General features: G+C 57.7%; 27 protein-coding genes. 26 read left to right on the top strand and 1 reads right to left on the bottom strand.

Annotated elements, in window-relative coordinates; all coding sequences use genetic code 11:
- Position 1: 1 nt before the first annotated feature.
- The 23 genes from traD (at position 2) to ACQ4WY_RS25740 (ending at position 22,559) form a co-directional block, all read left to right on the top strand.
- Positions 2-1,915 carry a conjugative transfer system coupling protein TraD gene (gene traD, locus ACQ4WY_RS25850; protein ID WP_436506551.1) on the top strand — a complete coding sequence of 638 codons (1,914 nt, stop codon included), beginning with the start codon at positions 2-4 and terminating at the stop codon, positions 1,913-1,915.
- Positions 1,909-2,523, top strand: a complete 615-nt coding sequence (locus tag ACQ4WY_RS25845; RefSeq protein ID WP_436506550.1) for an IncC plasmid conjugative DNA transfer DtrJ family protein — start codon at positions 1,909-1,911, stop codon at positions 2,521-2,523. The genes traD and ACQ4WY_RS25845 overlap by 7 nt, the downstream gene beginning before the upstream one ends.
- A 155-nt stretch (positions 2,524-2,678) precedes the next feature.
- Positions 2,679-3,185: a hypothetical protein gene (locus ACQ4WY_RS25840; RefSeq protein ID WP_436506549.1), complete on the top strand. Its 507-nt coding sequence runs from the start codon at positions 2,679-2,681 to the stop codon at positions 3,183-3,185.
- A 153-nt stretch (positions 3,186-3,338) separates the two neighbouring features.
- A complete protein-coding gene (locus tag ACQ4WY_RS25835) occupies positions 3,339-3,899 on the top strand; it encodes a lytic transglycosylase domain-containing protein (RefSeq protein WP_436506548.1) in 561 nt (186 codons plus the stop codon).
- 137 nt (positions 3,900-4,036) lie between these two features.
- Complete coding sequence (locus ACQ4WY_RS25830; RefSeq protein WP_436506546.1) at positions 4,037-4,606, top strand: OmpA family protein; 570 nt, start codon at positions 4,037-4,039, stop codon at positions 4,604-4,606.
- A gap of 172 nt (positions 4,607-4,778) precedes the next feature.
- Positions 4,779-5,159, top strand: coding sequence for a hypothetical protein (locus tag ACQ4WY_RS25825; RefSeq protein ID WP_436506545.1), 381 nt, complete (start codon positions 4,779-4,781; stop codon positions 5,157-5,159).
- A gap of 44 nt (positions 5,160-5,203) precedes the next feature.
- Positions 5,204-5,503, top strand: a complete 300-nt coding sequence (gene traL, locus ACQ4WY_RS25820; protein WP_092804423.1) for a type IV conjugative transfer system protein TraL — start codon at positions 5,204-5,206, stop codon at positions 5,501-5,503.
- Between the two features lie 16 nt (positions 5,504-5,519).
- Positions 5,520-6,122 (top strand): type IV conjugative transfer system protein TraE, encoded by a 603-nt coding sequence (traE, locus tag ACQ4WY_RS25815; RefSeq protein WP_436506543.1) that lies wholly within the window; start codon positions 5,520-5,522, stop codon positions 6,120-6,122.
- Positions 6,073-6,879, top strand: coding sequence for a type-F conjugative transfer system secretin TraK (locus ACQ4WY_RS25810; RefSeq protein ID WP_436506541.1), 807 nt, complete (start codon positions 6,073-6,075; stop codon positions 6,877-6,879). The genes traE and ACQ4WY_RS25810 overlap by 50 nt, the downstream gene beginning before the upstream one ends.
- A gap of 6 nt (positions 6,880-6,885) precedes the next feature.
- Positions 6,886-8,268: a TraB/VirB10 family protein gene (locus ACQ4WY_RS25805; RefSeq protein ID WP_436506539.1), complete on the top strand. Its 1,383-nt coding sequence runs from the start codon at positions 6,886-6,888 to the stop codon at positions 8,266-8,268.
- A complete protein-coding gene (locus ACQ4WY_RS25800) occupies positions 8,252-9,028 on the top strand; it encodes a DsbC family protein (protein WP_436506537.1) in 777 nt (258 codons plus the stop codon). The genes ACQ4WY_RS25805 and ACQ4WY_RS25800 overlap by 17 nt, the downstream gene beginning before the upstream one ends.
- A 2-nt stretch (positions 9,029-9,030) precedes the next feature.
- Positions 9,031-9,693, top strand: coding sequence for a TraV family lipoprotein (locus ACQ4WY_RS25795; RefSeq protein ID WP_436506535.1), 663 nt, complete (start codon positions 9,031-9,033; stop codon positions 9,691-9,693).
- Between the two features lie 26 nt (positions 9,694-9,719).
- Positions 9,720-12,287 carry a type IV secretion system protein TraC gene (traC, locus tag ACQ4WY_RS25790; protein ID WP_436506534.1) on the top strand — a complete coding sequence of 856 codons (2,568 nt, stop codon included), beginning with the start codon at positions 9,720-9,722 and terminating at the stop codon, positions 12,285-12,287.
- A gap of 5 nt (positions 12,288-12,292) precedes the next feature.
- The gene (locus tag ACQ4WY_RS25785; RefSeq protein WP_436506533.1) at positions 12,293-12,637 is read left to right on the top strand and encodes a hypothetical protein; all 345 of its coding nucleotides are present in this window, start codon (positions 12,293-12,295) and stop codon (positions 12,635-12,637) included.
- On the top strand, positions 12,634-13,158 hold the full coding sequence (gene traF / locus ACQ4WY_RS25780; RefSeq protein ID WP_436506532.1) for a conjugative transfer signal peptidase TraF: 525 nt from the start codon (positions 12,634-12,636) through the stop codon (positions 13,156-13,158). Before ACQ4WY_RS25785 ends, traF (ACQ4WY_RS25780) begins: the two co-directional genes overlap by 4 nt.
- Positions 13,159-13,170: 12 nt before the next feature.
- Complete coding sequence (gene traW / locus ACQ4WY_RS25775; protein ID WP_436506531.1) at positions 13,171-13,866, top strand: type-F conjugative transfer system protein TraW; 696 nt, start codon at positions 13,171-13,173, stop codon at positions 13,864-13,866.
- Positions 13,863-14,870 (top strand): conjugal transfer pilus assembly protein TraU, encoded by a 1,008-nt coding sequence (gene traU, locus ACQ4WY_RS25770; protein WP_436506530.1) that lies wholly within the window; start codon positions 13,863-13,865, stop codon positions 14,868-14,870. Before traW ends, traU begins: the two co-directional genes overlap by 4 nt.
- Positions 14,860-15,633 (top strand): type-F conjugative transfer system pilin assembly protein TrbC, encoded by a 774-nt coding sequence (gene trbC, locus ACQ4WY_RS25765; RefSeq protein WP_436506529.1) that lies wholly within the window; start codon positions 14,860-14,862, stop codon positions 15,631-15,633. The genes traU and trbC overlap by 11 nt, the downstream gene beginning before the upstream one ends.
- Positions 15,634-15,635: 2 nt before the next feature.
- The gene (traN, locus tag ACQ4WY_RS25760) at positions 15,636-16,949 is read left to right on the top strand and encodes a conjugal transfer protein TraN (RefSeq protein ID WP_436506528.1); all 1,314 of its coding nucleotides are present in this window, start codon (positions 15,636-15,638) and stop codon (positions 16,947-16,949) included.
- Positions 16,943-17,356, top strand: a complete 414-nt coding sequence (locus tag ACQ4WY_RS25755; RefSeq protein ID WP_436506527.1) for a hypothetical protein — start codon at positions 16,943-16,945, stop codon at positions 17,354-17,356. Before traN ends, ACQ4WY_RS25755 begins: the two co-directional genes overlap by 7 nt.
- A complete protein-coding gene (traF, locus tag ACQ4WY_RS25750; protein WP_436506526.1) occupies positions 17,353-18,213 on the top strand; it encodes a conjugal transfer protein TraF in 861 nt (286 codons plus the stop codon). The genes ACQ4WY_RS25755 and traF (ACQ4WY_RS25750) overlap by 4 nt, the downstream gene beginning before the upstream one ends.
- Positions 18,214-18,225: 12 nt before the next feature.
- Positions 18,226-19,647, top strand: a complete 1,422-nt coding sequence (locus tag ACQ4WY_RS25745; protein WP_436506525.1) for a conjugal transfer protein TraH — start codon at positions 18,226-18,228, stop codon at positions 19,645-19,647.
- A gap of 38 nt (positions 19,648-19,685) precedes the next feature.
- On the top strand, positions 19,686-22,559 hold the full coding sequence (locus ACQ4WY_RS25740) for a conjugal transfer protein TraG N-terminal domain-containing protein (protein ID WP_436506524.1): 2,874 nt from the start codon (positions 19,686-19,688) through the stop codon (positions 22,557-22,559).
- Between the two features lie 5 nt (positions 22,560-22,564).
- Here the strand turns inward: ACQ4WY_RS25740 and ACQ4WY_RS25735 are convergent, their stop codons facing one another.
- Positions 22,565-22,894 (bottom strand): hypothetical protein, encoded by a 330-nt coding sequence (locus tag ACQ4WY_RS25735; protein WP_436506523.1) that lies wholly within the window; start codon positions 22,892-22,894, stop codon positions 22,565-22,567.
- Between the two features lie 140 nt (positions 22,895-23,034).
- Here ACQ4WY_RS25735 and ACQ4WY_RS25730 point away from each other — a divergent pair, with 140 nt between their 5' ends.
- From ACQ4WY_RS25730 to ACQ4WY_RS25720, 3 genes are all read left to right on the top strand, one after another.
- Entirely contained in the window at positions 23,035-23,604 is a 570-nt protein-coding gene (locus tag ACQ4WY_RS25730; RefSeq protein WP_436506522.1) for a hypothetical protein, read from the top strand.
- Positions 23,605-23,636: 32 nt separating this feature from the next.
- Entirely contained in the window at positions 23,637-24,635 is a 999-nt protein-coding gene (locus tag ACQ4WY_RS25725) for a S49 family peptidase (protein ID WP_436506521.1), read from the top strand.
- A 122-nt stretch (positions 24,636-24,757) separates the two neighbouring features.
- The gene (locus tag ACQ4WY_RS25720; protein ID WP_436506520.1) at positions 24,758-25,999 is read left to right on the top strand and encodes an RNA-guided endonuclease InsQ/TnpB family protein; all 1,242 of its coding nucleotides are present in this window, start codon (positions 24,758-24,760) and stop codon (positions 25,997-25,999) included.
- The last annotated feature ends 205 nt before the right edge of the window (positions 26,000-26,204 follow it).

The raw sequence follows: 26,204 nt of genomic DNA, 5'->3' as shown, positions 1-26,204 counted from the left end.
CATGTTGCTGCGACCGTATGAAATGCCATGGCGTAGTCCCGTTGAGGGGGCTGCCGCCCTAGCATGGATTCTCGCCGCCGCCATTTTTTGCTTTCTAATACCTGATCAATTGCCACCGCGAGCGGGCTTTCCGCTCATTTTTGTTTCAGCCCTCATTGCCCTATATCGCTGCCAGCAAGCCCTACATGTTGTGCGTATTCGTGCCGCGTTGTCTGGCCGGGCGATGGAAATGGTTCCCATCGCCCGGCTGGCCACATGGACCGGCGATCCTGAACAGGTCGTATTCGGCCTGGGCTTTATCTGGCTGCCACTGCACTCTCAGCGGCTTTACGAGCTGATCAAGATCGATTACCGCGCGATGACCATCTCTCCCTGGCTCATACGCGCTTTGGGGTATCAGCCCAATCCACAATCCGACGCAGAGATTGGCTTGCCCTGGATTCATGGCGTCGAGTCGCAAGAGCGCTTGTTGACACGGCCGCTGCAGAACTTTGAAGGGGGAACCTTGGTGGTCGGAACCACGCAGTCCGGCAAAGGGGTATGCCTTGGCTGGTTGATTTTTCAAGCCATACGACGTGGTGATGTCGTCATTATTATTGATCCAAAAAATTCACGTCGTCTCAAAAGATTGGTCATGAAGGCCTGCCAACTGTATCGTGAGCCAGACAGTTTTCTTTGGTTTCATCCCGCTTTTCCGGAAATGGGTGTTCGTCTTGACTTCACGTTTAACTGGCAAAAACCCACCGAAGTGGCTTCGCGTATTCAGTCAATCATGCCACCGGACACGGCCGGAACGTTTAGCGCATTTGGTTGGGACGCGGTGAATGTTGTCGTGCAAGGGATGGTGCAACTGGAGAAACGCCCGAATTTGGCTAAGCTAAAGCAATATATTGAAGGCGGCGTCGAACCAATCCTGGAGCAGGCGCTCGAACGGTTTTACGAGGAGCTCCTGGGCATGCAATGGCGTAGCACACCCGAGATGGCGCGTTTGCTCGATAAAGCGCGGAGAGGGCAGATCAAATCGCCGACGTCAGCTGCGAGCCATGAACTATTAGCGTATGTGTCGTACTACGACCACCATGTGCATGAGGCTAGGCGTGATCCTGTGGTCAGTTCACAGGTCCGGGTATTTCAGCATAACCGCGAGCATTATCAGAAAATAACCGCTAATCTTTTACCGATCTTGTCCATGCTGACATCCGGAGACCTGGGGAAAAGCCTGTCGCCGGATCCTTTTGATGCGGATGATCTGCGTCCGATCATGAATCTGGAAAAGATCGAGCACGCGGGACATGTACTGCTTCTGTGTCTGGATTCGTTGCCAGATCCTTCCGTTGCAACGGCAATCGGCGCCATGGCGCTGGCCGACCTGGCGGCCCGCTCAGGCATTCGCTACAACCTGGGAGGAGAGCGGCGCATTTCCCTGTTTGTGGATGAGCTATCGAACGTGATCAATCAACCGTTGATCGAAATACTGAATAAAGGTGCCGAGGGAGGGCTGTACACCACGGCCGCCATGCAGACGATTGCCGACCTGGCGAAACGCCTTGGCAGCCAGGAGGCGGCACGTATGGCATTGGGGAACTTGAACAACCTCATTGCATTCCGAACCAAAGATCAGCCCACTCAGGAGTTCATCAATGAAACACTGGGGCAGACCACCATCCATAGCATGAAAGTCGGGCACAACACGGCCAGGGACGGCCACTTTACGGATTTTACGGCAGTCGATTCAACGCAGTTGAGCGAGGAAGTCAACGAGTTGGTCCCGCCATCGATCCTCGGTAAATTACCCAATTTGCAGTTCTTCGCCTCCGTGTCCGGCGGCCATGTCTACAAAGGGCGGTTCACGCTAATTGACCCGGGCGCGGACGATGTAAGCCGCGACCAGAAGGAGGAGGGTGAAGCATGCTGATTCGGTTGATGGCCATTGTTTCGCTGAGCGTGCTCCTGATTCTGGTGCTGTACCTGCCGTCAGCCTTCCCGCCTCAGCGATTTGTCGCGCAGATCCGCGCGGAGCATATGGCCAGTGCGGACTGCTGGGGTGATCTGTATGCACGCCGCGTGTTGAGCCGCATGTTTCAGTATCAAGCTGCATTGGAATCCCAACCGGCATCGGCCAACGTCCACGAGGTGACGCGCGATCCGGTAGCACAACCCGTCGCCGATAGCCTGGGCCGGGTGCGTCAGCAGCTTTTTCAGAACAGCTATTTCCGCTCGCTCGATATGTTGACCATGCTGGCGCTGTATAGACTGGCAGGCCTCGTGCAGTGGTGGGCACTGTTCGTGGTGCTGATCTCAGCCTGCATCGTGGATGCCTTGGTGCGTCGGCGTATTAAACGTTTGGTGTTCGCCAAGCAGCACCCGGAGTGGTTCGCGGCAGCAATGGGCATGGCGATTTTGCTGATTTGTCTGGTGGCAGTAGCGTGTGTGCTTCCTGTTCAACTGTCTCCGCTTCTGTTGCCCGCCATGTTGTGTGTGATCGCGTGGCTGGCAGGACAAATGGTGGCGCAGTATGCGTGAGTGTGAAGGTAGAAGTCCCGTAGCTGTGGCTACACGCCGAGGGGGATCTGGGTTCATCCAAATGGTCCACAAAAAGCGCGACTTTTTGGACAAACATTGTAGCTGCGATACGCTAGCATGATGTCATACGCAGTCAATTTCGATTTCGAGTCGCCATGAATACTGAATTTCGTTCGATGCCGTCCTCATCTTCCGCTCACACGGCCGCTACGCATCGTTCTGCTGCCTCATCCTCGCGGTGTGACGAAACGATCGGTACGCTGGTCTGGATGGAGGAATTTCATCAACTCGACCGGTTGTTCAACCATCAGCACAATTGTTCGCCAAAATTGCGGTATCCCGATCTGATTAGTGCTTGTATTGCAAGAGTGTTTGTACAGCCGGAACCGGCGAAACATATTTTTTCGTTTTTGCATACCCGGATGGTGTTGCGCGACCAATGCATGCCGCGTCGACAAGAGGAAATCTGGCGCGCGCAGTATGTATTGTTGCTGGCGCTGCAGAAGTCCGAAATGAACCGGCATCCCCATCCTCGATTCGACCTGGGACAGTTTACGACCGCGTGCATCGCCCTGGCCCTGCAGGAAGAGGGGGCGCAAGGGAAAATATTTGAACAGGCCCGGCGCAATATCGCCGAGCGAGCAGTATCGCACCTGCCATAAGAGGCAGATCGCAAGGCATACCGCAAACGGATATGCGACCCGAAGTGACCTTGCCAGGCTGATGCCAGGCTTACCCGATGTACACCTTTGATGGTCTGGCGCCTGCGCGCGCCGGGTGGATCAACGCTTTCGGGTTAATGCCTGCTCCTTGCCATGGAACGACATCTTTCATGCTTCATAGCGATCCTCGTTGTTTGTCCGGGTCCTGCCTGGGCTTGCTGGGAACAAGCCGCCGTTCGCCACAATGTGCCGGCACCGCTGCTCTATGCGATTGCTCAAGCGGAATCGTCACTGGATCCGAACGCAGTCAATCGCCGCCATCTGCGCCAAACCGGTACCGTGGATATCGGTTATATGGGCGTCAATTCCAATCCACGGGTTCTACGCAATTTGGGGGTGACCGAGCAAGAACTGCATGAACCCTGTAAAAACATTCATGCTGGTTCCCGAATTCTCGTGGAAAAGCTGCAAAGGTACGGCAATACCTGGGAGGCGATCGGTGCATACAACGCCTCGTGTACCAAACTTGATGCGGCCCAATGCCAGGCTACGCGCACGCGCTACGCCTGGCGCGTATATGGCTTTCTCACCAATACCACGCCGCCGGCAATACAACGCGCTACGCCGCGGGGCAAGTACCGGAAGCAGAAAAATGCGCGCGCTGAATCGGTCGGTCCAATGCAGCCTGCGCTGGTGGCAGTGGGGCTGACATGAGACGCTCTATTGCGCATGCCGCACTAGCCGCCACAGGAATGGCTGCAGCCAGCTTGCTGATGGCCTCCTGCGTAAATGTGCATACCCAGCCACAACCTGCAGGACTGCCTTCCCGCGCAGCCACGCCTGGGTCCCACATGCAGATCATCACCCAGCTTCACTACGGTAGACAGGCACGCTACGGCCTGTGTATCGATCCAGCTTGCCCTACGCGCACGCCCAAGACGCTGGCCAGACGGGATGCGCATAGAGAAGATGTGCCGCAAACCACGATTACGGCAGCCAGAACCGAGCGGACACTGGCTGGGACACCCGTGGGAGCCGGTGCAGCGAACGAAAATGATTTGTCCGATGTCACCGAACTTGCGGTGTACTTTGCGCCGGGCTCTTCCCGTCTCGATAGAACGGCCCAACACGTTCTGCAGCAATTTCTCACGCTGGTGCAGCCAGCGTCCCATGTTCGTATCGCCGGCAGAACAGACAACACCGGAACGCCGGCCCGGAACGATGCCATCGCACACCAGCGCGCGGCCAGGGTTGAGCGCTATCTGCGCCGCCATCTGCATGTGCCTGCAGTTCAGCTTGAGGTGGGAAGCAGCGGCGCCTGCTGTTACTCCGCCGCCAATGCGACCGAGACGGGCCGCCAGAATAACCGGAGGGTGGAGCTCAGCCTCACCGCCGACGCACCTCGGCAGGTCCAGAGATGATGACCGAAGCGCACCTGATCAAGCTGACTTCGGCATGGGTAACGTACCGGCCGGGCAAGATTGCGTGGCAATGCCCCGTCCGTGGTCCCCCTTACGCCGCCATGCCGCATCACCTAGCCGCCCGCACAGACAGTTTTAGGCAATTTTATTCACGATCACGATTGGAATGCACATGAACACCCTGCAGTACGTCACAGCTCTCCCTTTCAAACAACACGGCAAGCGGCCGCTTGGCCTGCGCGTCTCCACAGCGGCCAAGGTTCTGGCGCTGCTAACCCTGATCACCCTGGGCCTACTCGCCGCTATTCCCGCCACCGCCATCGACCTCGTCGCGTTCACCGGCATCACCGGCCCGCTGACGTCAGCACTGACGCAATTGGCCGCACTGGCCCCCGGCGTTAAAGCACTGGTCGGCTTCATCGGCTTCGTGGTGGCCCTGATCTCGCTGACCGCCCTGCGAAATTTCGGTCCGGTGCTGTTCTACATCGGCATGGCGATTTTCGGCGCGGTCGGGCTGGTCATTGGTGGCGCCATCATGGGCGCCACAATCTGAACCAGGCTGGCGCAGACACCGTACATTGAGAAAAGGAGGACGCCATGGAAGCCGATACCTATATTCCCCGGCGCCTGGACGACCAATGGAAGATTGGCCTATGGGACTTTGATGTCGCCTTTCCCGTCCTCCTTTCGATCTTTGTCGGCTATCTGGCCAGCAGCAAACTCGGATTTTTTCTCGCGGTCTGCGCCGGCGTCGCCGTATCGCGCTGGCTCAGCCGCAAAAAAGCGGACAAGCATCCGGCCTTTGTCCTGCACTGGGCGTACTGGTACCTGCCTGTCAGCCCGCTGACGTCCATGCGCTCGACCCCGCCTTCGCATATCCGCAAGATGGTCGGGTAGGACCAAGGAGAGCACCGTGAAACTGGAAACCTATCAGGATGACCTAGGCGCCCTGCGGCGCCGCGTGTTCGACCAGCGCCTGGCCATTGGCATCCTGTCTGTTTGCCTGATGCTGGCGTTGACCATCATTGTCCGCATCGCGGGCACGGAACGCACTGTCATTGTGCCGCCGGCCATCAATAAAACATTCTGGATCGAGGACGGCAAGGCCAGCAACGACTATCTGGTGCAGATGTCCGGCTACATCGCCTACCTGATGCTGGACGTCACGCCGAAGTCAATCGAATGGAAGAAGGACATGCTGCTCAGCTGGTGCCTGCCGGAGAACGCCGGCAGCATCAAGACCCGCCAGGATCTGGAGGCGGCAAGACTGAAGAAGCTCAATGCGAGCACGTATTTCCAGATGCAGCAACTGGTGCCGGACGAAGAAACGCAATCGGTCACGATGACCGGCTACCTCAAAACCCAGGTGAACGGGGCCAATACATCTGACAACCTCAAGACCTACCGTGCGGACTTCGTCTTCCGTGGCGCGCGCGTGCATTTGAAAGATTTTAAGGAGTTGAAAGATGGAAAACCGGATACTGCCACTGGCGTGGCTGCTGCTGGGGCTCGTTGAGCTCCCCGCTTGGGCCGTACAGACCAGAGATGTGAGGGACGGCGCCACCATCGAGGCGATCATCGCCGCACATGAGCCGACGCGCATCCGCATCGAGGGCGGCAAGATCATCGACGTCGTAGGCAACATCTACTCGAGCAGCAACTGTGCTCCCAAACCCGCCGACGCCAGCCTGCCCGTAGCGCCAGGTGCCGGCACGGCCGTCAATCCCGGCGGCCAGCTGTCGCTTGCCTGCGACCTGGCCAAAGGCGAGATCTATATTCAGCCGGTGGGCACTGCTGCCAAGCCGATCAACCTGTTTATTTCTTCCGCTACGGCCACCTACACCTTGCGCCTGAACCGCGCGGAGGTTCCCGCAGACACCATCGTGATCTCGGACAAGTCGGCCAGGCGCCAGGCCAGGGCAGCCAATGCCGGCGGCGCGGCGCCGGCGAGGTCTGCCACATTCATCCGCTCCCTGAAAACGATGCTGATGTTCATGGCTTCCGAGCAGGTGCCCGACGACGTCCGGATGGAAGAGCGCGACGAAGCGCGCCTGCTGTGGGCAGAAGCAGAAATGAAGCTCATCCGCCAGTTTGAGGGCCGTGGCCTCATCGGCGAGACCTATGCACTCAGCAATATCAGCGGTGCGCCGCTGGTGCTCGCAGAACAGGAATTTGACCGCGACGATGGCGATGTCCTGGCCGTCGCCATCGACAACCTCAACTTGCGTCCGAACGAGAGCACGCGGGTCTACGTCATTCGGGCAGGGGAGTGAATCGCCATGCGCATCATGCAAACACTGAAATCCTACACGGCACGGTTGACGCCCAGGCAGCAGCAGTACTTGGCCGCCGCCAGTATCGTGACAGCCTGCATTGGCATCCTGTGGGCGGTGCTGGCCTATTCCGACTCCGGCAGTCCCGCCCGGCAGCTTCCCAAGTCGACCGACAAACGCGCCACCGTCAATGTGGATGGGGCCAGCATGATGGTGCCGGGCCAGATCTCGCCAGAAGATCAATGGGTCGGCAATGCTGGCAAAAAGCTGGCCCAATATGACAATGACAAGGAAGCGCAAGACAAAATCAACAGCGATCGCAAGGCCGTAGAAGCAGCCTTGCTCAAGCGCCTGGCGGATCTGGAAGCAAAAACGGCCGCCACGGCAGAACAGGGGCTGCCACCAGCGTCGCCCGCGCCCGTCACGCCGCCCATTCCCCAGCCATCGGCGCCGGCTCCGTTGCAATACCCTCCCGGTACGCCATTAGGTGGCAACGCGCCGCCAGGACCACCCGCCAACGACGTAGCAAGTGGCAACACCGGTTTACTACGGCCAAACGAGACACCGGAGACGCTCGCCCCCATGATCCGCGTGTCCCTGGCCACCGCGACAGAGTCCAGCGGGAACACCGGGGCCGCCAAGGAGGCCGGGGCCAATGGCGTAAAACCGGCAAACACGCTGGACGACTTCCTGCCAGTCGGCATCCTGCCGGGAGAACTGCTCGGCGGGATTGATGCCCCGACGGGCGGCCAGGCCCAAAGCAATCCGCTGCCAGCACTCATCAAGATTTCAGCCGCTGCCATCCTGCCTAATCAGTTCCGCGCGGACGTCAAGGAGTGCTTTGTGGTTGCCTCCGGCTATGGCGACATCAGTTCCGAACGCGCGTACCTGCGCACCGATGTGCTCTCCTGCATCCGCTACGACCGCTCGGTGATCGAGGTCAAGATCGAGGGCAACATCTTTGGGGAGGATGGCAACCTGGGGCTGCGCGGCACGCTCGTCTCCAAACAGGGGCAGCTGCTGGCCAACAGCCTACGCGCAGGCATCGTTAGCGGCATCGGCCAGGGTTTTGCACAAGGCAACAGCTCATTTACGACCTCGCCGTTTGGCACCCTGTCGACGACGACCGGCGGCACCGGCGATCAGTTCCGCCGCGGCATTGGCAGCGGCATGGGGAGCGCGCTCAACAACCTGGCCAACTATTACATCCGGCTCGCCGAACAGACGTTTCCCGTCATCGAGGTGCATGCGGGCCGCAAAGTGGACGTGGTGCTGACTCGCGGCGTGCGCATTCCCGCGCGGCCCATGTCACGCAGCGACGCGGACCGGCAGGATCAGCTCGGACTCGCCGAGCGCACGATGGAGGTTCCCAATGACGAAGCTGACTAAACTGGGCCTCGCCGCACTCGCCTGCGCCGCCACATTGGTCGCCCACGCCAGTACGGCCGAAGACACATTGCTCGCCGCGCTGAAGCGATCCTATCCCGGCACGGCCTTTGATACGGTCACGGCGACGCCGATCCCCCACGTCTTCGAGGTGTGGATGGGAGAGAACGTCGGCTTTGTCGCCGATACACGCCCTGACTACATGATTTTTGGCCGCCTGGTCGATCTGCGCGCCATGCGCGACGTGACCGCACCGAAACTGCAGCAGCGGAGCGACGCCGCCAGCCCGGCAGCACCGACGGCAGCGGCTATCGATGTACGCCAGTTGCCGTTGGCCGATGCGATCGTCTCCACGCAGGGCAAGGGCGAACGCGTCCTGTATCTCTTCACCGATCCACATTGTCCGTATTGCCGCCAGCTCGAACCGGAACTGACGAAAATCCCTAACCTGCGCATCTACAACTTCATGGTGCCTTTCCAGGACCAGGCGTTACCTGTGCGCATCTGGTGCGCTGCCGACCGCCTGGCTGCTTGGCGCAGCGCCGTCAGCGGCACGTTGGACGAGCACGGCGCACCTGTCCAATGCGCCCATCCGCTCGACCGCAACCTGGCCCTGGCCAGCAAGTTGGGCGTGCAGGGCACGCCGACTCTCTTCTTTGCTGACGGCGCACGGGAAACCGGCTTTATCAATGCCAGCGAGATCGAGGCCCATCTGGCGCAGGCCGCTTCCAGCCGCCAAGCCAGCAAGAACCCCAAGGAGTAATCATGCAGCTGATTCCATCGAATTCGTTCCGCGTCAAAAACCTGTCCGCCACAGCGGTTTGCCTGATGCTTCTTGCCGGGTGCGGTGACATGACGGGCCTGGGCGGCAAGTCGGAATATGCCTGCAAGGCGCCGGAAGGCGTGCAGTGCAACTCCGTATCCGGCAATTACTACAACTCGTTGCCATCGGGCGGCGGCGCGGCGGCCAAAGGGGCTCCCACAAAAGGAACGCCGCGTGCAGTCCCGCGCAGCATGTACACCATGGCCAAAGCTGCCTCCAGCGGCAGTTCCATGCAGGGACAGCCTGCATTCGAGCCAACCGCGCTGCGCTCCCCGCCGCGCGTCATGCGGCTCTGGATCAAACCGTGGGAAGACAGCGACCATGATCTCCACGATCAGTCCTTTGTCTACCTGCAGACAGACCCAGGCCGGTGGCAGATCGCTCATGCGCAGCGGCAGATCCGTGATGCCTATGCTCCCTTGAAACCGCCCACACCTCAGCAGATGTCATCCCCGAGTACAGCGTCTCCCTCCGGACAGGCCAACTCCGGCGCCGAAACACGGCCAACTTCGCCGCCAGCGGGAGCGCCTACCGATCCGCCAATCGGGGCCGTCACGACGGTTCCAGAAGGCGCGCCGTCTCAAGCGCCGGCAACAAACCCATAGCGGAGTTGAATGCAGAGAGGACAAATATGCTCAAGTTTTTTACTCCCGAAAAAGCTGGCGAAGGGATCGGCGCTGGCATCTGGGATCTGTTTGGATTACGCATAGGCGAGGAGTTTTCCAAGGATCAGTTTGCCAGCTGGCTACCGTACGGTCCCTATGTGGACAGCGAGCAGCTGTTCATCAATCGCCATCACCGGCTCGGTTTCATGCTCGAACTCATGCCCCAGGCCGGCGCCGATGAGCGCATGGTGGAAGTGCTGCAAAGCCTGTATACCAATTGTCCCGCCAACACGGGTGTGCAATTTCACCTGTTTGGCTCGCCGGATATCCGCGCCCCGCTGATCCAATATGCCAACATGCGAATGGAAGACGAGGATCAATATGAGAACTCGCAACAGTGGGGCCGGCCGGCGAGGAACAGCAACCTGTACCGCCAGCTGGCACGCCAGCGCGTGCAACATCTGCTGGCCGGGAGCCAGAAATCCCTGACCAAGGGATTTCATTTTACGCTGCGCGACTTTCGGTTGATGATGAGCGTCACGATGGATGGACGCGCCGATGATATCGGCAAGCGCGAAGCGGCCATCAGTTTGCGTGACTCGATGGCAAGTACCCTTGACGCCGCTTCTTTACCCAGCAACGTATGCGAAGCGGCCGACTTAATCAACTGGTGCGCACTGTTCACCAATCCGCACCGGCTCGCAGACGGTTTCACCCCATGGATTCACTACGATGAGGGTAGGGAATTGCGGGATCAGATTGTGGACTTCGATACCGTCCAGGAGCCGACCAACGAAGGCATCCGGTTTTCGAAGCCAGGCAAGCCGCAGCACGTGGAAACCCGCTTCTTCTCCATTAAATCGTTTCCTGAACGTTTCCCCCTCTGGCAGATGGGGGCGCTCATCGGCCACGCCATGCAACCGGCACTGCAGTACCGTGCGCCGTTCCTGCTCACCATGGGCGTGCACATCCTCGATACGAACACGACGCGGACATTGATTACGGCGAACCACATCCGCGCGACACAGAACGCTGGCAGCAAGATGGCGGCCATTATGCCGGACGTTCAGAAGAAACAGGAAGACTGGAATGCCGTCGCCAACGCCATGGATGTCGGCGGCAACCTCGTCTCGATGTATCACCAGCTGGCCATTTTCTCGCCGCCCGCCGAGGCGACAGCGGCGGCAGAAGCGGCCAAAGCCATCTGGCGTGCCAGCGGCTTTGAACTCAATGCCGATGTGTACATGCACCGCCAGGCGCTGCTGGCGAGCTTGCCCATGACCCTGACGCCCGCATTCCACAATGATATGAAGAAGATGAAGCGGGTGACGCGCAAATCCATGGCGAACGCCATCCATCTCGCGCCCTTGCTGGCGGAATGGCGAGGAACCGACACGCCAACACTCATCTTCGCTGGCCGCCGCGGCCAGCTCGTGACGCTGGACCTGTATGACAACGACCTGGGCAACTACAATTTTGCCGTCGTCGGCGCTCCAGGTTCCGGCAAGTCCGTCACCCTCAACGAGATAGCCTGGTCATACCGATCCGGCGGTGCGCAAGTGCGCCTGCTTGATCTCGGGCGCTCATTCGAGAAGCTGTGTAAGAAAGCCAATGGCACGCATGTCGAGTTCAGCCCCCGCTCGAAGATCATTTTGAACCCGTTTACAGCGGTAAATGATATTCACGAAGACATCGATATGCTGTTGCCCGCCCTGGCGAAGATGTGTTCCATGAGTCAGCAATTGCAAGAAGTGCAATACAAGGCGATTTCAACGGTCCTACTGAAGCTATGGAAATCATACGGCAATGATCTGACGATCACCGCTTTGCGCGACGAATTTAAGACCGGCAATATTGCGGAACTCGAAATCAAAGGCGATGACCGCATCCGCGATCTTGCCATCATGCTCAATCCATACTCGAAGGACGGGCAGTACGAACGATTCTTCGAGGGCAAGAATAACGTCGACTTCTCGAATGACCTCGTCGTGATCGAAAACGAAGAACTCAAACGCAAGCCAGATCTGCACGCCGTCGTCAATATCCTGCTGATGTACCAGATCACCGGCGAGATGTACCTGAACCGCGATCGCAAGAAGCTCCTAATCATTGATGAACTCAAGCAACAGCTTGGAGAGATCGGTGCAGACGACCCGGTCAAGGCCGCCGTGGTGGAAGAAGCAGCCCGGCGTGCGCGCAAGTATGGCGGTGCACTGGGCACCGCGACGCAGGGTGCCGATGACTATTACGGTTCGGTGCAAATGACGGCCGCTTTCAACTGCTCCGACTGGGTTTTCCTGCTGCGGCAAAAACCGGAGTCGATTGAAATCCTGGAAAGTAACAAGCGCATCGTCATGGATGCGTCCAAAAAGCGGCTGCTCAATTCGCTGCGCACCGAGGCCGGCGCCTTTGCGGAGATGTATGTCTCGTCGCCCATCGGCGAAGGCGTCGTACGCCTGGTCATTGATCCAGCCACGCAGCTGCTGTTCTCGAACAAACTCGCCGATAACAAGCCGATTGATGCCTTGCGTGCCCAAGGCTACTCCATCGACGAGGCCATCGCCCGGGTACTGGCCGACAGGGGACTCCAATGAGGATCATGCTGATCAATATCCTCGTATCAGCCTGCTTCGTGGCGATCGGCATTGCGGCATATGACCGGCTGGTGCTGCGGCCGATGCTGGTCATCGGTGTCGTCGACGCGGCGAACGTCTTCAATGCAAAACAGGAACAGTACCTCAAAGCGATGACGAGCAGCCATACTGACATAGAACGGCGGCAGGCGATATCGGACGCTGAAAAATTTGTCACCAGCTTTGCTGCTGCGTTGGCGGAATTGCCGGAGGAGTGCACATGCCTGGTGGTCGACAAAACGGCGGTGATCGGCAGCCGCGCGACGCTGATTGATCTCACTCCATTGCTCAGAAAAAAGGTGAAACTGTGACCCGCGATTTCTTTCAGCATGTGCGCAGACGCTGGTATCTGTACCTGGTGCTGGTCATGATCTGGACACTCGCCTATGTGCGTCTGTTTATCGATGCCACACCGCGCTTGCCTATTCTGTTTAACGTGACACCCAGCTTGCCCTACACGGTCGCGGTGGTCAACTACCGTGCCCACGGCATCCGCCGCGGCGACTTCGTGGTGTATGCCTTCGAAGGGCCGGCGCAGCGCATCTTCCCCGGCCTGTACCACCAGCCGTTCTTCAAGATCGTGCGCGGCGTGGCCGGCGACAAAGTGACCGTCCGGGATCGCCACGTGTTCGTCAATGGTGAGGAAGTCGGTTTTGCCAAGACCCATACCAACGTCAAACATCTCCGGCTCGATCCCATCGCCGAGATGGTGATTCCGCCATCGTATTTTTATGTGCAAGGCACCAGCCCGGACAGCTTCGATTCACGCTACAGCATCAATGGCCTGGTACGCGCCGACGCGGTCCTGGGCGTCGTCATTCCGATCTTCTGACGCGAGGAGAAAATGATTGCATTACTGGAGCCGACACCTCCGACACTACGCTTCCCCTGCCTGCCATGCGGTGAGCTGACCATGCGGATCTTCTCCGTCCTGTTGCTGGCCAGTGGCCTCATGGGAGCATTGGCAGAGGCCGAGGAGCTGGCCGCGATCGGGCCGACGTATCCGATTGCCGAGCAAAACCTGCTCGACATGATCGCCCACCGCCTGCGCGCGCTGGAAAAGAGCGGCCAGCTTCACGCACTGCAGGAGCAGGCGATCGCCAAAGGCAGGGCGGCCGTGGCCAACCCGGCACCGGTGGCAGGTTTGACGCCGGCGAAGGCACCACGAACCATTTATTTTGACCCCACCTATGTGCTCGACAAGAACATCCTCGACGCACAAGGTCACGTCCTGTTCCCCGCAGGCACCCGTACTAATCCGCTGGCGATCACGTCCATGTCGAAAAAACTGCTGTTTTTTGACGCGCGCGATCCTGCACAGGCAAGGATGGCGCGCAGCCTGCTCCAGCGCGATGGCGCGCGGATCAAGCCGGTACTCGTCGGCGGTTCGTATCTGGAGCTGATGAAACAGTGGAAAACGCGGATCTACTTCGATCAGCAGGGCAGATTAGTAGGGCGCTTTGGCATCCAGCATGTCCCGGCCTTGGTCTACCAGGAAGGCATGCGCCTGCGCATTGACGAAATTGTGGTGGTTAGATGAGCCTACTAAAACACACCATCGGTTTGATCCTGCTCCTCATCGGGGCAGGCCATGCCCAGGCGGCGCCGGTCGGTACCTGCACTGGCGCCTTTCCGAACCCGATCACGGATATCTGCTGGTCATGCATCCTGCCGATTTCCCTGGGCAGTGTCACTTTGGGCAACCTGGGCGGCCAGGAAGACACCGCCAATCCATCCAGTCCGATCTGCACGTGCAAAGTCAATCCGGTGATCGGCCTGTCCATTGGCTTTTGGGAACCCGTGCGCCAGGTGGAAGTGGTGCGCAAACCGTTCTGCCTGGTGTCCCTCGGTGGCGTCGACCTCAATCCTGGCATTGCCGCGCCGGAAGCCGCCCGGGCCACGGACGCTGGCGGCGCCCAGGATGCCTTCTACCAGGCGCATTTTTATGTGAATCCGGTCATGTACTGGCTCAAGGCGGTCGCCGACTTCCCCTGCCTGGAGGCCGGCTCTTTCGATATCGCCTACATGACCGAGGTCGACCCCCTATGGGGCGACGACGAACTCACGCTCATTATCAATCCGGAAACGGTTCTCTTTGCCAATCCCGGTGCCGTCGCCGCCTGCGCTGCCGACTGCGTTGCCGCCACGGCGGGATTTGGCCGCCGCGAATTGTTCTGGTGTGCCGGCTGCCAGGGCGGTCTTTTCCCGCTCGATGGCCACGCGGCCTACCACGTAGGCGGGGTGCGCACCGCCGAATTGATGATGCAGCGCATCACCGCCAAGATGCACCGCGAGCTGCTGACGTGGGGCATGCATGGCCAGAAAGGGTTGTGCGGTCCGTACTTCCTGCCGGAAATGGACAAGACGGCCTACAAATCCCAGCTGACATATCCCATCCCGGCCACCGACAAGGAACTGGGCAAATGCTGCCAGCCTTTTGGACGCACTACCATCGCCTGGGGAGCGGGCAAGGAATACCCGGTCAAGGGCGAAGATTTTGCATTTATGTTATTTCGAAAAAGGAACTGCTGTGTTGGCTACTAATCCGATCCAAGTGCCCCCTGCGGGCGCCAAGCCTGATGCGCTGCGTGCCATGGCAGGGCTGGGTGCATTGTTCTTTGCCCAGGCAGTGGCGGCACAAGCGATGCCGCACATTTCCGACGCAGATATTGAACGCGCCAAGAAGCTACAACCCGTGATCACTGACGCGGATATCGTCCGCGCGGTAAGGGCCAATCCCATGCCGCAAGACCCGTCGCCAGGGCAACCACCCACTACGTCACGGATGCGGATCGACGCCTTGCCCCAGCCTCGCCCAACGCCACCCGTCGATCTGGGCGCCATTGCCAAAGGCTACGAAGCGGCACACAACCCAAACGCGCTTGCCGCGTTGAATGGCGACCGGCTACTGGTCTTTGTGACCTTTGCTATGCCGGAAGCCGCGCTGAATAAGCTGGCGATGCAAGCGGCGCAGCTGCAGGCGACCCTGGTGCTACGGGGCCTGGACGACGGATCACTGGTCAAAACCGTGGCGCATGCCCAAAAGATCATGGGCGAGCGCAAGGTGGCATGGCAAATCGATCCGCAGGCATTTGAGCGCTTTGCCGTACGCCAGGCACCGACCTTCGTTTTGCTGCGTGCCGGTGCACCCGCCCAGGCCTGCGGGGCAGGGAGTTGTTTCGCACCGGATGCTTATGTTCGCGTCGCCGGCGACGTCTCGCTTGAGTACGCGCTCAAAACTATCCAGCAGCGCGCACCGCGCTTCGCCGGCAGCGCCGGCCGCTTTCTGGACAAGATGGGAAAATAGCCATGCGCCGCCTGATCGCCCTGACGACCGCCTGCTGCTTGAGCAGCGTGCAGCCTGCCATTGTCCTGGCGCAAGTCGACGAGGATCTGGCCGGCGCCACGGCTGCCAACCAGGCGGCCCGGGCCAGCGTCACCACCCAGAGCGCCGCTGCCCACGTGCCCGGCTATACGCTGACGCCACCCGAAACCGTCTACCACGGCAAGAGCAACCTCAAAAGCGATGCCAATGCACATCTGGCGGCCTGCGCCCTGACACCCGGCGACCCGGCCTGCGCGGCGCAAGTGGGTGCCCTGAACTCGGCCAACACGCCGCGCCCGCCCGTGCTGGCCACCGATCCGGCTATCGCCGCCGCGCAAGCCATCGCCCGCGATCCATTGAGTGCCGAGACGGCGCTGGCCGCGTACACCACCGGCTGCCCCGCTGGCGCTACTTGTGCGCCAAAAACGTTCTGTCTCGGTACGCAATGCTTCAGTACCGGCTATACGAATGACGTCGATTTTGCCCAGGCGATGACCTATATGGAGGCCGTGCGCGAGGCCGGCGTCTATCTCGATCCGAAGACCATGACCTTGTTCAACGGCGAGGGTAATACGTGCCGCAACCGCTTGCTGAAGAATTGCTGCTATACGGACGGCGCCGGGGCCCACTTTACTAACCAGTCCCTGTTTGGCATCGGCTCGCGCCTGGTATTCGACATCTTGATGAACAGTGGCAACCGCGAGTTCATCACGCAAGGCGCCAAGGCACTGCTGACCAGTGGCGGTTTCAGCGGCAGTTATACGACGTTTGGTGTGACGGTGGCCGTCAATGGCACGGCGCTGCCGGCGGGATCGGTCACGCTGGCGACTACCGAACACCTGGCGATCGCGTTCAATCCCTGGAGCCTGGCGATGACTGCGGTGATGTACATCGCGGTGTCGATGATGTCCTGCAACGCCGGCGAGGGCAAGCTGGCGATGAAGGAGGGCGCCCAGCTATGCCACACCATCGGCACTTGGTGCAGCTCCTGCATCCGGGTATTTGGCAAATGCGTGTCGTGCATTGAGCACACGACCTCTAAATGCTGTTTTAACTCGCGCCTGGCCAGGATGATCAACGAACAGGGGAGGGCGCAACTCGGCATAGGGTGGGGCGCGCCGAAAAATCCTGCCTGTTCCGGCTTTAGCGTGGCGCAACTGGAAAGCATCGACTTCGCAAAACTGGATCTGGCCGAGTTCTATGCCTCGATCGTGCCGACGCTGCCCAACGTGGCGGCACTGAGGAACGCTGCCGCCCAAGGCGCGCCAAGCTGTTATATGGGGAGAGGGAAATGCTGAATCGAACCACTACGCGCAGGGTTTCGCTTGCCCTCTGCGCCGCCATGCTCTGCGCCGCAACCAGTGCGGCCTCGGAAGCCACACCACGCGTGGCGGTGAACGATCCAAAAGCACTTATGCTCGCGGCCATCGATGCACCCGACGGCCGCGCAGCCGGCATGTTGACGGGAGAACTGGCGGACGCGATCACCCAGCGCTTCTCTGCCACCTCTGCGCTCTTCATGGATGTCACGACACTGGCACGCTACGCTCAGGACGGCTGCCGCCGGCTCAACGTCCGCTTTTGGCAGGAAGGCGTCAGGCTCGCAGCAGGGCAGGCACCAAACAAGCAAACGATCGATATCGGCATCAATTATTGCCGCAATGGCCAGCCGCCCGCCAATCTGCGCCTGGAGAAAACGCCATGAGAAAGTACCCCTATTGTCTGGCAGTGCTGCTCGCATGTGGAGCAGTACACGCCCAGGTTCCCGCCAGTGTCCCTGCAATAAGCCACGCTTCTGGCGCGCAGGCCGATGTGCGGCGCGGCTGGCATTTCTATGACGACCCGGCAATGCACGAACCGCAGAAGGAAGTAATACCGCCTGCGCAAGTCGCGCCGCCAAAGCCCAAGCCCGCCGCGCCGCAGCCACCGCCTGAAGTGAAGGCGCTGCGTGAGCTGCAGGTGCAGCTGGAACAGCTCAAGGCCGTCGCCGTCATGAATCCGACTGTCACCAATGTGCGCCGCTACATGGAGCTCGAATCGAAGGTCGTCAGAAATGCTTCGCTGTTCGCCGACGTGTCGCAGAAAGTGGCATGGGCCAATCCGGACCTGGACCCCACCACGCAGGGCCGGCCCGTAAATGCCCAGGCGCTGGAAGTATTTGAACAGGTGCAGATGCAGGAGCGGTCATCCGCCCTCGCCAACATCGGAACCGACCACATCCTGATGTTCTTCTTCCGCGGCGATTGCCCGTACTGCCATGCCTTCGGGCCGGTGTTGCGGGCGTTTTCCACAAAATACCGCATCCAGGTGCTGCCGGTCAGCCTGGACGGCGGCAAGGTTCCAGGCTTCGCTGATGCGCGCACCGACAACGGCTCTGCCGCCACGCTCAACGTCAAGCGAGTGCCGGCGTTGTTCCTGGCTCAGCCCATCAGCGGCAAGATCATGCCGGTCGGCATCGGTGTCCTGTCGGAACGGCAGCTGGTTGAACGGATCGACGCCCTGCGGCCGCGCGCCGTTGAGACCGTCGAAACACCTTTCGGAAAAACACTTTCATCTCGTTAAGGAGGATTCATCATGCCAATACGCAAACTGATCATCGCGCTGTCCCTGTCCACCAGCGCGCTATACGCCCATCCGATCTTCGCTGGCGATCTGAATAGCGAGGTCAACAAAATGTTCAACGACCTCGGCGCCATAGGCAACTACACGGCGCCGGGCGCCTTCCGCGGGCAGGTCTATAACACCTTCAGCGGCGGCGGCCTGATGCTGCGCGCGCCAAACAAGACCTACCAACTCATGGCCATCGATTATCCGACGGCCAAAGCCGGCTGCGGAGGCATCGATATTTTCGGCGGCTCGTTCTCCTTCATTTCGGCGGCCGAATTCAAGAACATGCTGAAAAACATCACGGCCGCGCTGCCTGGCGTGGCGTTTCAGCTCGCGCTCGAATCGGTGTCCCCTCTGCTCGGCGGTATCACCAAGTGGACCAAAAACCTAGAGTCCATGATGACGAATGCCCAAATCAATTCCTGCAACACCGCCAAATCCCTCGTGTCGACTGCCGCCGAGGCCACCGGATTTAGCTCCAGCAAGGCCTGCGAGGACATCGCCGTCTCGCTGGGCCTCGAATCGGACTATGCCGCCGCGGCCGTCCGCTGCAAATCCGACAAAGGTTCCATTCTGGATACCGCGCGAAAATCTTCCGATCCTCTGGTTAAAAATAAGGCGCCGTTCGTCGGCAACCTCACCTGGGAATCGCTCAAGCTCGCCGGTAACTACCTGGACGACAAGGAGCGGGAAATGATCATGAGCATGGTCGGGACCGTCATTTTCTATTCGGAAGGACGAGACCCGAATCCGATCGCGCCGACCTTCACGTCGATCTCCCAGCTGCTCTATGGCCAGTCGGATGCCGGGGGCGGCAATGTCAACCAAACAGTGTTGCGGTGCAATAACTATACAAACTGCGACCAGGTCACCATTGATTCCGCATACGTCCATACCCCTTTTACGGTCAAGGTCGAAAAGCTGATGCGCTCGATCGCCTACAAAATCGAGACGCGCACACCGATCCCCAACATGTCGCCGGAGGTCGGTTTTGTGAACCAGACCAGTGAGCCTGTCTATCGCATGCTATCGATCGGCGCATCGTTTCCCTCTGCGACAGCCAATGAGCAGCTAATTGCCACGTATCGGGATGTGATTGCAGCGGATTACGCCTACATGTTTCTGGAAAAAAATCTCCGCCTTGGCATGAATGCCTTGGAAAAAGATTTCAATCTAAATAAAGATCAGAATGAGCGCTCCAAAATTATCCGGCAGCGCACCAGCGATATGCTGGCCCAGCTCTCCCGTGAAAAGGCTCTCGTCTACCAGAAAGTAGGCTCCATTACGGTGGTGTCCAATCACCTGGAGCAGCTGGAACGGCAAATGCGCGCCAATATGCCGCAGCAGGTACTCGATCTGCTGGGACGCCAGGCCGCCTATCTGCGGTGATAAAAAGGTGGGGAATTAAAAGGAGGAGGTAAATAGTCATGTGGGAAATTTTCGCTTACCAGAACTCGGACAGTTTGTACGGGCTGATGAATGCCGTGGCCGCCATGGTCGGCGCCAACACCTACCGAAATGCCCTCGGCATCGTCGCCGTGTGCGGCTTCGTGGCCGCCCTGGTGGGTTATGCCCTTGCTCCGGAAAAGATGGTGGGCTGGAAGTGGCTCGCCTCGGTGGTCCTGGTCTTGTCGGTACTCCTGGTGCCGAAGGTCACTGTCGGTATCGTCGACAAGACGGGCGGTTCGGCCGAAGTCTTCGTCGACAACGTCCCGTTCGGCCTGGCGGTGCTCGCCTCGCTGACCAGTACGGTCGGCAATAGTCTGACGGAACTCGAAGAAACGGCCATGCAGGTGATCCCGGGGGCGGCCGGCATGCCCGACAAGCTCACGTACCAGCAAAACGGACTGATGTTTGGGAGCCGGATGGTGCGTGAGGCTTCCAAAGTGGTATTCCAAAGCCCGTATTTCCGAACTGACCTCATCAATTTCATCCACAATTGCACCATGTTTGATCTGGCCTCTGGCTACCTTTCGCCGGAGGCATTTGCAACCTCGGGCAACGTGTGGGACCTTATGAACGACCCGAATCCCGCCCGGTTTAGCAGCATCACGAATGCGGCCGGCACCGCGGAAGTGCTCACCTGTCCCCAGGCATATACAAAGCTATCGGCGAAAATGCCGGCCGAAGTTCAGCGCATCCAGGGCACACTGGCATTCCGCATGAATCCGACGCTTCCTGGGACGGTAGCCTCGGCCCTGATCGCGGACCAGATTCAGCAAGCCTACCTGAAAGCAAAAATCGCCGACGCCTCGGCCACCGCAGCCAATATTATTCGGCAAAATGCTCTCATCAATGCTGTGAACGATACCAGTCTGATGGCCGGGCAAAAAATCAACGATCCGGCTACGATGCTGCTGGCCGTCGGCCGCGCGCAAGCGGTGGCCCAAACGAACGCCGCGTGGATTAACAACGGCAAGGTGGCGGAGCAAGCGCTGCCCGTGATCCGCAACGTGGTCGAAGCGGTGGCGTACGCGATATTCCCGCTGTTAATCCTCATCCTGATGTTGACCAACGGCAAAGATACCGTGGCCGGCTTCAAGAACTATGCGTCTGTGCTCATCTGGATCCAGCTTTGGCCGCCGCTCTATGCCATCCTGAACTATATGGCGACCATGTATGCGATGCGTGACTTGGCCGCCGCGGCCAGCGTAGGCAACGGCGTCAACGCCTTGTCGCTGACCACCTCCTCGACCATTTTTTCCAGCGCCATTTCAGGCGAAGCCGTCGTCGGCTATATGACCATCAGCATTCCTTTCATTGCCTGGGCTGCCCTCAAGCGCATGGAGAACTTTGGCACCGCGCTCGTCGATGGCATGCGCCCGTTGCAAAGTAATGTGACCAGTGCCACCAATTCGGCGGCAACGGGCAACGTATCCATGGGGAATGTCGCCATGGACCAGATGACCTTAGCGCCTGTCCGCTCGTCACCGTTCTTCAGAAATCGGCAAAACGATCTTTCAGGAAATAGCTATATTACTAATGCGTTGTCCGGCCTCACTGCTGGCAAAGCACTGGCCAATGAAGGACCAGTATCCAGAACAGTGGAGGGGAAGGTCACGGAAAATCATGTCGCAGCTGCCACGCAACAAGTATCCGCAGCCGAGTCGAAGGCTGTCGCAGCAACAAGGGACAAAGCTGCCGCCTTCTCGAATGCCCTGTTGCATGTCGACGGAACTAGCGCTACAACGAATCGGTCTAAAGGTGTCACAAGAAATAGTATTGAAGGATTTGGCGCGCGTGCGCAAGAACTTAAGCAAATTGCCGACGTAATTGGGAAAGCAGTGGGGGCCAGCGAGCAACAGGTCGCAAGTGTAGCTTTTGGGGTAGCGGCCGATCTTAACATTGGTACACCGCAAGTCGGCGTAATTCCGGGTAGTAAATTTGCAATATCAGGTCGCGGCAGCAAACAGTACGCCGCCTCCATAGACAAAAAAGAAACGGAGATCAAAAATTATCTCAGTAACGACGAAGTTTCCAAATTTCGGGACTGGGCGGAGACACTTGGAAAGAATACCAGTCTATTGAACTCCGTTACTTCTGAGCAACGGACAGCCACCGAAAATGCATCCCGAATCACACAGACGGTTGCGACTTCGGCGCGTGCAGATGCGACGTTGCGTGAACAAATAAACTATGCGACTACAGTATCGGCAGCGTATTCGCGTGGTGAATCTTTTAATCTGGACCTGGCAAAGGATCCGAAAAACATCCAACTGTTTGAGTCACTTTTGTCACACAACCAGAATAGTGCCTCCGCCAAAATCATCATCGATTCATATCTTGGGAGCATTGCAAACACACCCATATTGCCAACCACGAACAGCAATCTTCCAAACTCATTTGAATCAGTAAGAGAGGCGTATCGGGACATGAAAGAAAATCCGTCACTGCATCCCGACATCGATAAGCAGCATCAGGCTAACAAATCACGGACCCATTCGAAAATGTCAAATAATTCTGCAAACAATACGGAAAGCCACGATGGACCGACTCTACCGGTAGAAGGACAAGATTGGATGGTAGAAGAGCAAGCTAGAATTAAAAAAACACCTACGCAAGTTCAGTCAGATGTAGAAAAAATAGACGAAAAAGCCGAGGCGGAAAAAAATAAAGCGCGACAAAAATTTAGAAACGACAGTGGAATTGTCGAGACGCCGTCTGGCAACGTGTCATCGAACAAATCGTTGTTCGGTAAGGCGAATAAACAAGTTACCGAGGATCCAGACATCGTTGCAGAAGGCATAAAAGAAATTGCCACCAAAGGTCTGAAAAAGATAAAAGGAATTTTCAAGAAATGACAATTTTATTGCGGCTCTCGTATGAGCCATTGGGGATCTGAAGTAGGGTCGCCATTTTCATCTATGCGATAGGCGGGATTGCTAAAATATTTAGTTCCACCATATTCATAGTCATCCATATTAATGACCTTTTGTGAGAGATTAACTTGGCCATCCTTGGGGATTTTATCGTTAACAAATACAGCAAGAAAAATTATTCCATATAAAAATAGAAGTGTAAAAATCCCCATAATTGAAACCGCAACAGCTAATAGTAAGGGTTCGCCGCGGCTTAGCAATATACCAATTATCGCCCCAGCAAGTCCACAAAAAAACATCTGTTTAGCCGTTTTCATGACTCCCTCACAAATTAATTAAATATACTCAATAGTAATAGAATTTTTTATATTTTCAAGATGCGGTAGGAAATATATATAGATAAAATTTTTAATTATCATGCGGCATGAATTGGAAATTTCATGGGGAGCATCAAAAAATGAAAAAATATCAATTAATTCTGGTGTTTTATTTAGGGCTACATTTACAAATGAGCCATGCGGTGTCGCTAGCACACCGCGAGACAGACGACAGCGTCTGCGATCTTGCACCGTTAACTACGTATCGCCTAGGACTTAAGCCATTTGTGCCTGCGGGAACCAGGGATGAAGCCGAAATATATTTTCGTTTGGCGGTGAAGTTTATTACGAACGAATGCAAGAATAAGCAGACACTACTGCTCCATTCAGAGATGGGCACATCCTTCGATGATGGATATTTTAGGAAGGTAGGTAACCAAGTCTGCGCGGCTACGGAAATAAAACGCGAACCAGCTGGAACCCAAGAGTTTCCCCAGGGTTTCATTCTTCGTTGCACGATCTCAAAGCTCAAAGAAGCCACTGCGGCATTAGCCGAAATGGAAAAAGCAAAACCGACGGAAGCCATGATCGAGGAAGGTGCGCCGATGCGAAGTGCACAGCCAAACCGGAGAGAAGAAGAAAAAAAACCGTGCGGTGACAAGATGACCTGGGAAACTGTCGTACTGGGTTGGGGGGGCAGTTGTCGCTAACTTATCGCGCCTAGCCCCCCCAAGGAAACGCCATGGAAAACAAAGACGATAAGAGTCAAGCTGAACTGCAGGCCACCAATCTCGCACTACTAATGTTGGCTGAGATACGCGAACAACGCGCGGGATTCAGGGAAGAACGCCTGGCGCTTGAACGGGATCGAAAATTTGCTCGCCGCCTCACCTTGACGCTCAAGTCGTTGCTCGTTCTCATGCCACTCTTGTTCGGCCTGTACTTTTTCATGCAAATGTTGCAGTTTAAAATAGGTCCCTTCAGCCCGGTCATAGGCATTGTGCACATCGAAGGCGAGATCGCTGCAACCTCACTCGCGTCCGCAGACAAGATCGTGCCGGCCCTGAAGCGCGCGTTTGAGTCCAGCAACGTTACGCAGATAGTTCTGGCGATAGATAGTCCCGGTGGCGCGCCAGTCGAGGCCGAGCGTATCGGAAACGCGATTCACTCTTTCAGGAAAAAGCACCCGAAACCGGTAGTGGCGGCGATCAGCAACGTCGGCGCGTCGGCTGCCTACATGATTGCCTTGCACGCCGACAAGATCATCGCGGGAAAATACAGTCTGGTAGGATCGATCGGCGCCATCATCGCGCCGTGGCAACTGTCGCGTGCGCTGGACCGCCTGGAAATCTCGCAGCAGGTATATGCATCCGGTCACCTGAAGGCATTCTTGAATCCGTTCACACCGCCTAGTCAGGACGCGCAAGCCAAGGCGCAGGATTTGGTGGACAGGGTAGGGCGGACATTTTTGCGCGAACTTGAGGAACGGCGCGGCCGCGCCCTGAGGCACGACGTCAACTACGCCAGCGGGGAAATCTGGAGCGGGTTAGAGGCAAAGGAAATCGGCCTGATCGATGCCATCGGTACGGTGGATGACTTCGTGGATGCTCAAAAGGAGGGGACTGCATTCAACTTTGGACCACATCCTGGCGGATTTGGCCAAATGGGTGCCCTGATCTCAACCTCGCTCATTTCTTCGCTTGACGACATCATCGCGAGGCAGAGGTTTCAGCTCAGGTAGAGGAGGGCGAGCGGAGGTGCAATTCAGTACGGTATGCAATCCATGTCAAGCAAAAATACGGCGCAAATTGGCTAGCTTTCTTGTGGCCGATACTGCCTTCACACGAGTAAGCTTGAAGAATCATGGAAAGATATCAAGCCTACAGGTTCGAGTTGAGACCAACCGGCGAACAGGAGCGCGCCATGCGCCGCTTCGCTGGTTCGTGCCGGTTCGTCTTCAACAAAGCCTTGGCTCTGCAAAAAGAAAATCACGCAGCCGGCAACAAGTTCATCGGATATGTGGACATGTCGAAATATCTGACAGCATGGCGCAACTGTTGCGAAACTCCTTGGCTTGCTGCCGCACCTCGTTCAGCACTTCAATATGTGTTGAAGGACTTAGAGAAAGCTTACGCGAATTTCTTTGCTGGCCGTGCAAAATTTCCAAGATTCAAGTGCAAGGGCGACAGAATTTCCTTCCGCGTGGCAGCAAAAGGGGCAATTAGAATCGAACAAACCAACAGCCGCCTGCGTTTTCCCAAGTTAGGGTGGCTACGGTACCGAAAGAGCCGGGACATTGTTGGTGAACCTGTGAATGCAACCATAAGCCAGGCTGATGGTAAGTGGTTCATTTCAATACAAACCCGGCGCGAAGTAGATCCGGTGGTTCCTATCGCTACGAGTGCAGTTGGAATAGATGTCGGCATCGCTCGCTTTGCCACCCTAAGCGACGGCAGCTTCATAGCGCCGCTGAACAGCTTCAAGAGACACCAGCAGCGCTTGGCGCGCTACCAGCGCCGCATGGGCCGCATGGTCAAATTCAGCAGGAATTGGAATAAGGCGAAAGCGCGCGTCCAGAAGACTCACACCCGCATCGCCAATGCCCGGAAGGACTTCTTGCACAAATCCTCAACGACAATCTGCCAAACCCACGCGCTCGTCTGCATTGAGGATTTGCAGGTACAGAATATGTCCAGGTCCGCCAAAGGCACTGTCGAACAGCCGGGCAAGAGGGTGCGTCAGAAAGCCGCGCTGAACCGTGCCATTCTCGACCAGGGGTGGGGCGAGTTTAGACGGCAGCTCAACTACAAGATGGAATGGAGTGGCGGCATGCTGCTTGCCGTGCCACCGCACCACACTAGCCTGACGTGCCCGACTTGCAGGCACGTATCAAAAGACAATCGGCAGACCCAGGCGAAATTCCTATGCGTCAATTGCGGCTACGCAAATCACGCCGATGTAGTTGGAGCCGCAAATGTTTTAGAGCGGGGGCACCGCTTGCTAGCCTGTGGAGAGATGGCGCAGTCAGGCCGCTCGAAGAAGCAGGAACCCGCCGAAGCGCGTCGCATCTCATCGCGCCACGCCGTAGAAATCCCTGTCCTTTAGGCAGGGAGGATGTCAACGAAGCGTGTCGCAACTCATCGCGCCGCGCCGTAGGAATCCCCGGCCTTTAGGGTGGGGCTGGAAGCCAAAATTGTACGATGTACGAATTGGCAAGTAGCTCTCTGTCGCCCGATGCATTCGCCAGATCGGCGAATGACTGGGAACTGATCGGCCGACCGCGTTGCACGATCTAATCCGGCAACACGGT

The organism is Janthinobacterium salmonicoloratum, assembly GCF_051380845.1.
Classification (GTDB): Bacteria; Pseudomonadota; Gammaproteobacteria; order Burkholderiales; family Burkholderiaceae_D; genus Janthinobacterium; species Janthinobacterium lividum_F.
This window is presented reverse-complemented; position numbering and strand designations above follow the sequence as displayed.

Coding starts and splice junctions, on each gene's coding strand:
- ACQ4WY_RS25810 (WP_436506541.1), top strand. CDS start 6,073: ATGGAAAACCGGATACTGCCACTGGCGTGGCTGCTGCTGGGGCTCGTT.
- ACQ4WY_RS25725 (WP_436506521.1), top strand. CDS start 23,637: ATGGAAAACAAAGACGATAAGAGTCAAGCTGAACTGCAGGCCACCAAT.
- traL (WP_092804423.1), top strand. CDS start 5,204: ATGGAAGCCGATACCTATATTCCCCGGCGCCTGGACGACCAATGGAAG.
- traC (WP_436506534.1), top strand. CDS start 9,720: ATGCTCAAGTTTTTTACTCCCGAAAAAGCTGGCGAAGGGATCGGCGCT.
- ACQ4WY_RS25785 (WP_436506533.1), top strand. CDS start 12,293: ATGCTGATCAATATCCTCGTATCAGCCTGCTTCGTGGCGATCGGCATT.
- ACQ4WY_RS25805 (WP_436506539.1), top strand. CDS start 6,886: ATGCGCATCATGCAAACACTGAAATCCTACACGGCACGGTTGACGCCC.
- ACQ4WY_RS25845 (WP_436506550.1), top strand. CDS start 1,909: ATGCTGATTCGGTTGATGGCCATTGTTTCGCTGAGCGTGCTCCTGATT.
- ACQ4WY_RS25825 (WP_436506545.1), top strand. CDS start 4,779: ATGAACACCCTGCAGTACGTCACAGCTCTCCCTTTCAAACAACACGGC.
- ACQ4WY_RS25755 (WP_436506527.1), top strand. CDS start 16,943: ATGCTGAATCGAACCACTACGCGCAGGGTTTCGCTTGCCCTCTGCGCC.
- ACQ4WY_RS25735 (WP_436506523.1), bottom strand. CDS start 22,894: ATGAAAACGGCTAAACAGATGTTTTTTTGTGGACTTGCTGGGGCGATA.
- traU (WP_436506530.1), top strand. CDS start 13,863: ATGAGCCTACTAAAACACACCATCGGTTTGATCCTGCTCCTCATCGGG.
- ACQ4WY_RS25745 (WP_436506525.1), top strand. CDS start 18,226: ATGCCAATACGCAAACTGATCATCGCGCTGTCCCTGTCCACCAGCGCG.
- ACQ4WY_RS25740 (WP_436506524.1), top strand. CDS start 19,686: ATGTGGGAAATTTTCGCTTACCAGAACTCGGACAGTTTGTACGGGCTG.
- ACQ4WY_RS25835 (WP_436506548.1), top strand. CDS start 3,339: ATGGAACGACATCTTTCATGCTTCATAGCGATCCTCGTTGTTTGTCCG.
- ACQ4WY_RS25720 (WP_436506520.1), top strand. CDS start 24,758: ATGGAAAGATATCAAGCCTACAGGTTCGAGTTGAGACCAACCGGCGAA.
- traD (WP_436506551.1), top strand. CDS start 2: ATGTTGCTGCGACCGTATGAAATGCCATGGCGTAGTCCCGTTGAGGGG.
- traN (WP_436506528.1), top strand. CDS start 15,636: ATGCGCCGCCTGATCGCCCTGACGACCGCCTGCTGCTTGAGCAGCGTG.
- traW (WP_436506531.1), top strand. CDS start 13,171: ATGATTGCATTACTGGAGCCGACACCTCCGACACTACGCTTCCCCTGC.
- ACQ4WY_RS25840 (WP_436506549.1), top strand. CDS start 2,679: ATGAATACTGAATTTCGTTCGATGCCGTCCTCATCTTCCGCTCACACG.
- traF (WP_436506526.1), top strand. CDS start 17,353: ATGAGAAAGTACCCCTATTGTCTGGCAGTGCTGCTCGCATGTGGAGCA.
- ACQ4WY_RS25730 (WP_436506522.1), top strand. CDS start 23,035: ATGAAAAAATATCAATTAATTCTGGTGTTTTATTTAGGGCTACATTTA.
- ACQ4WY_RS25830 (WP_436506546.1), top strand. CDS start 4,037: ATGCAGATCATCACCCAGCTTCACTACGGTAGACAGGCACGCTACGGC.
- ACQ4WY_RS25800 (WP_436506537.1), top strand. CDS start 8,252: ATGACGAAGCTGACTAAACTGGGCCTCGCCGCACTCGCCTGCGCCGCC.
- ACQ4WY_RS25795 (WP_436506535.1), top strand. CDS start 9,031: ATGCAGCTGATTCCATCGAATTCGTTCCGCGTCAAAAACCTGTCCGCC.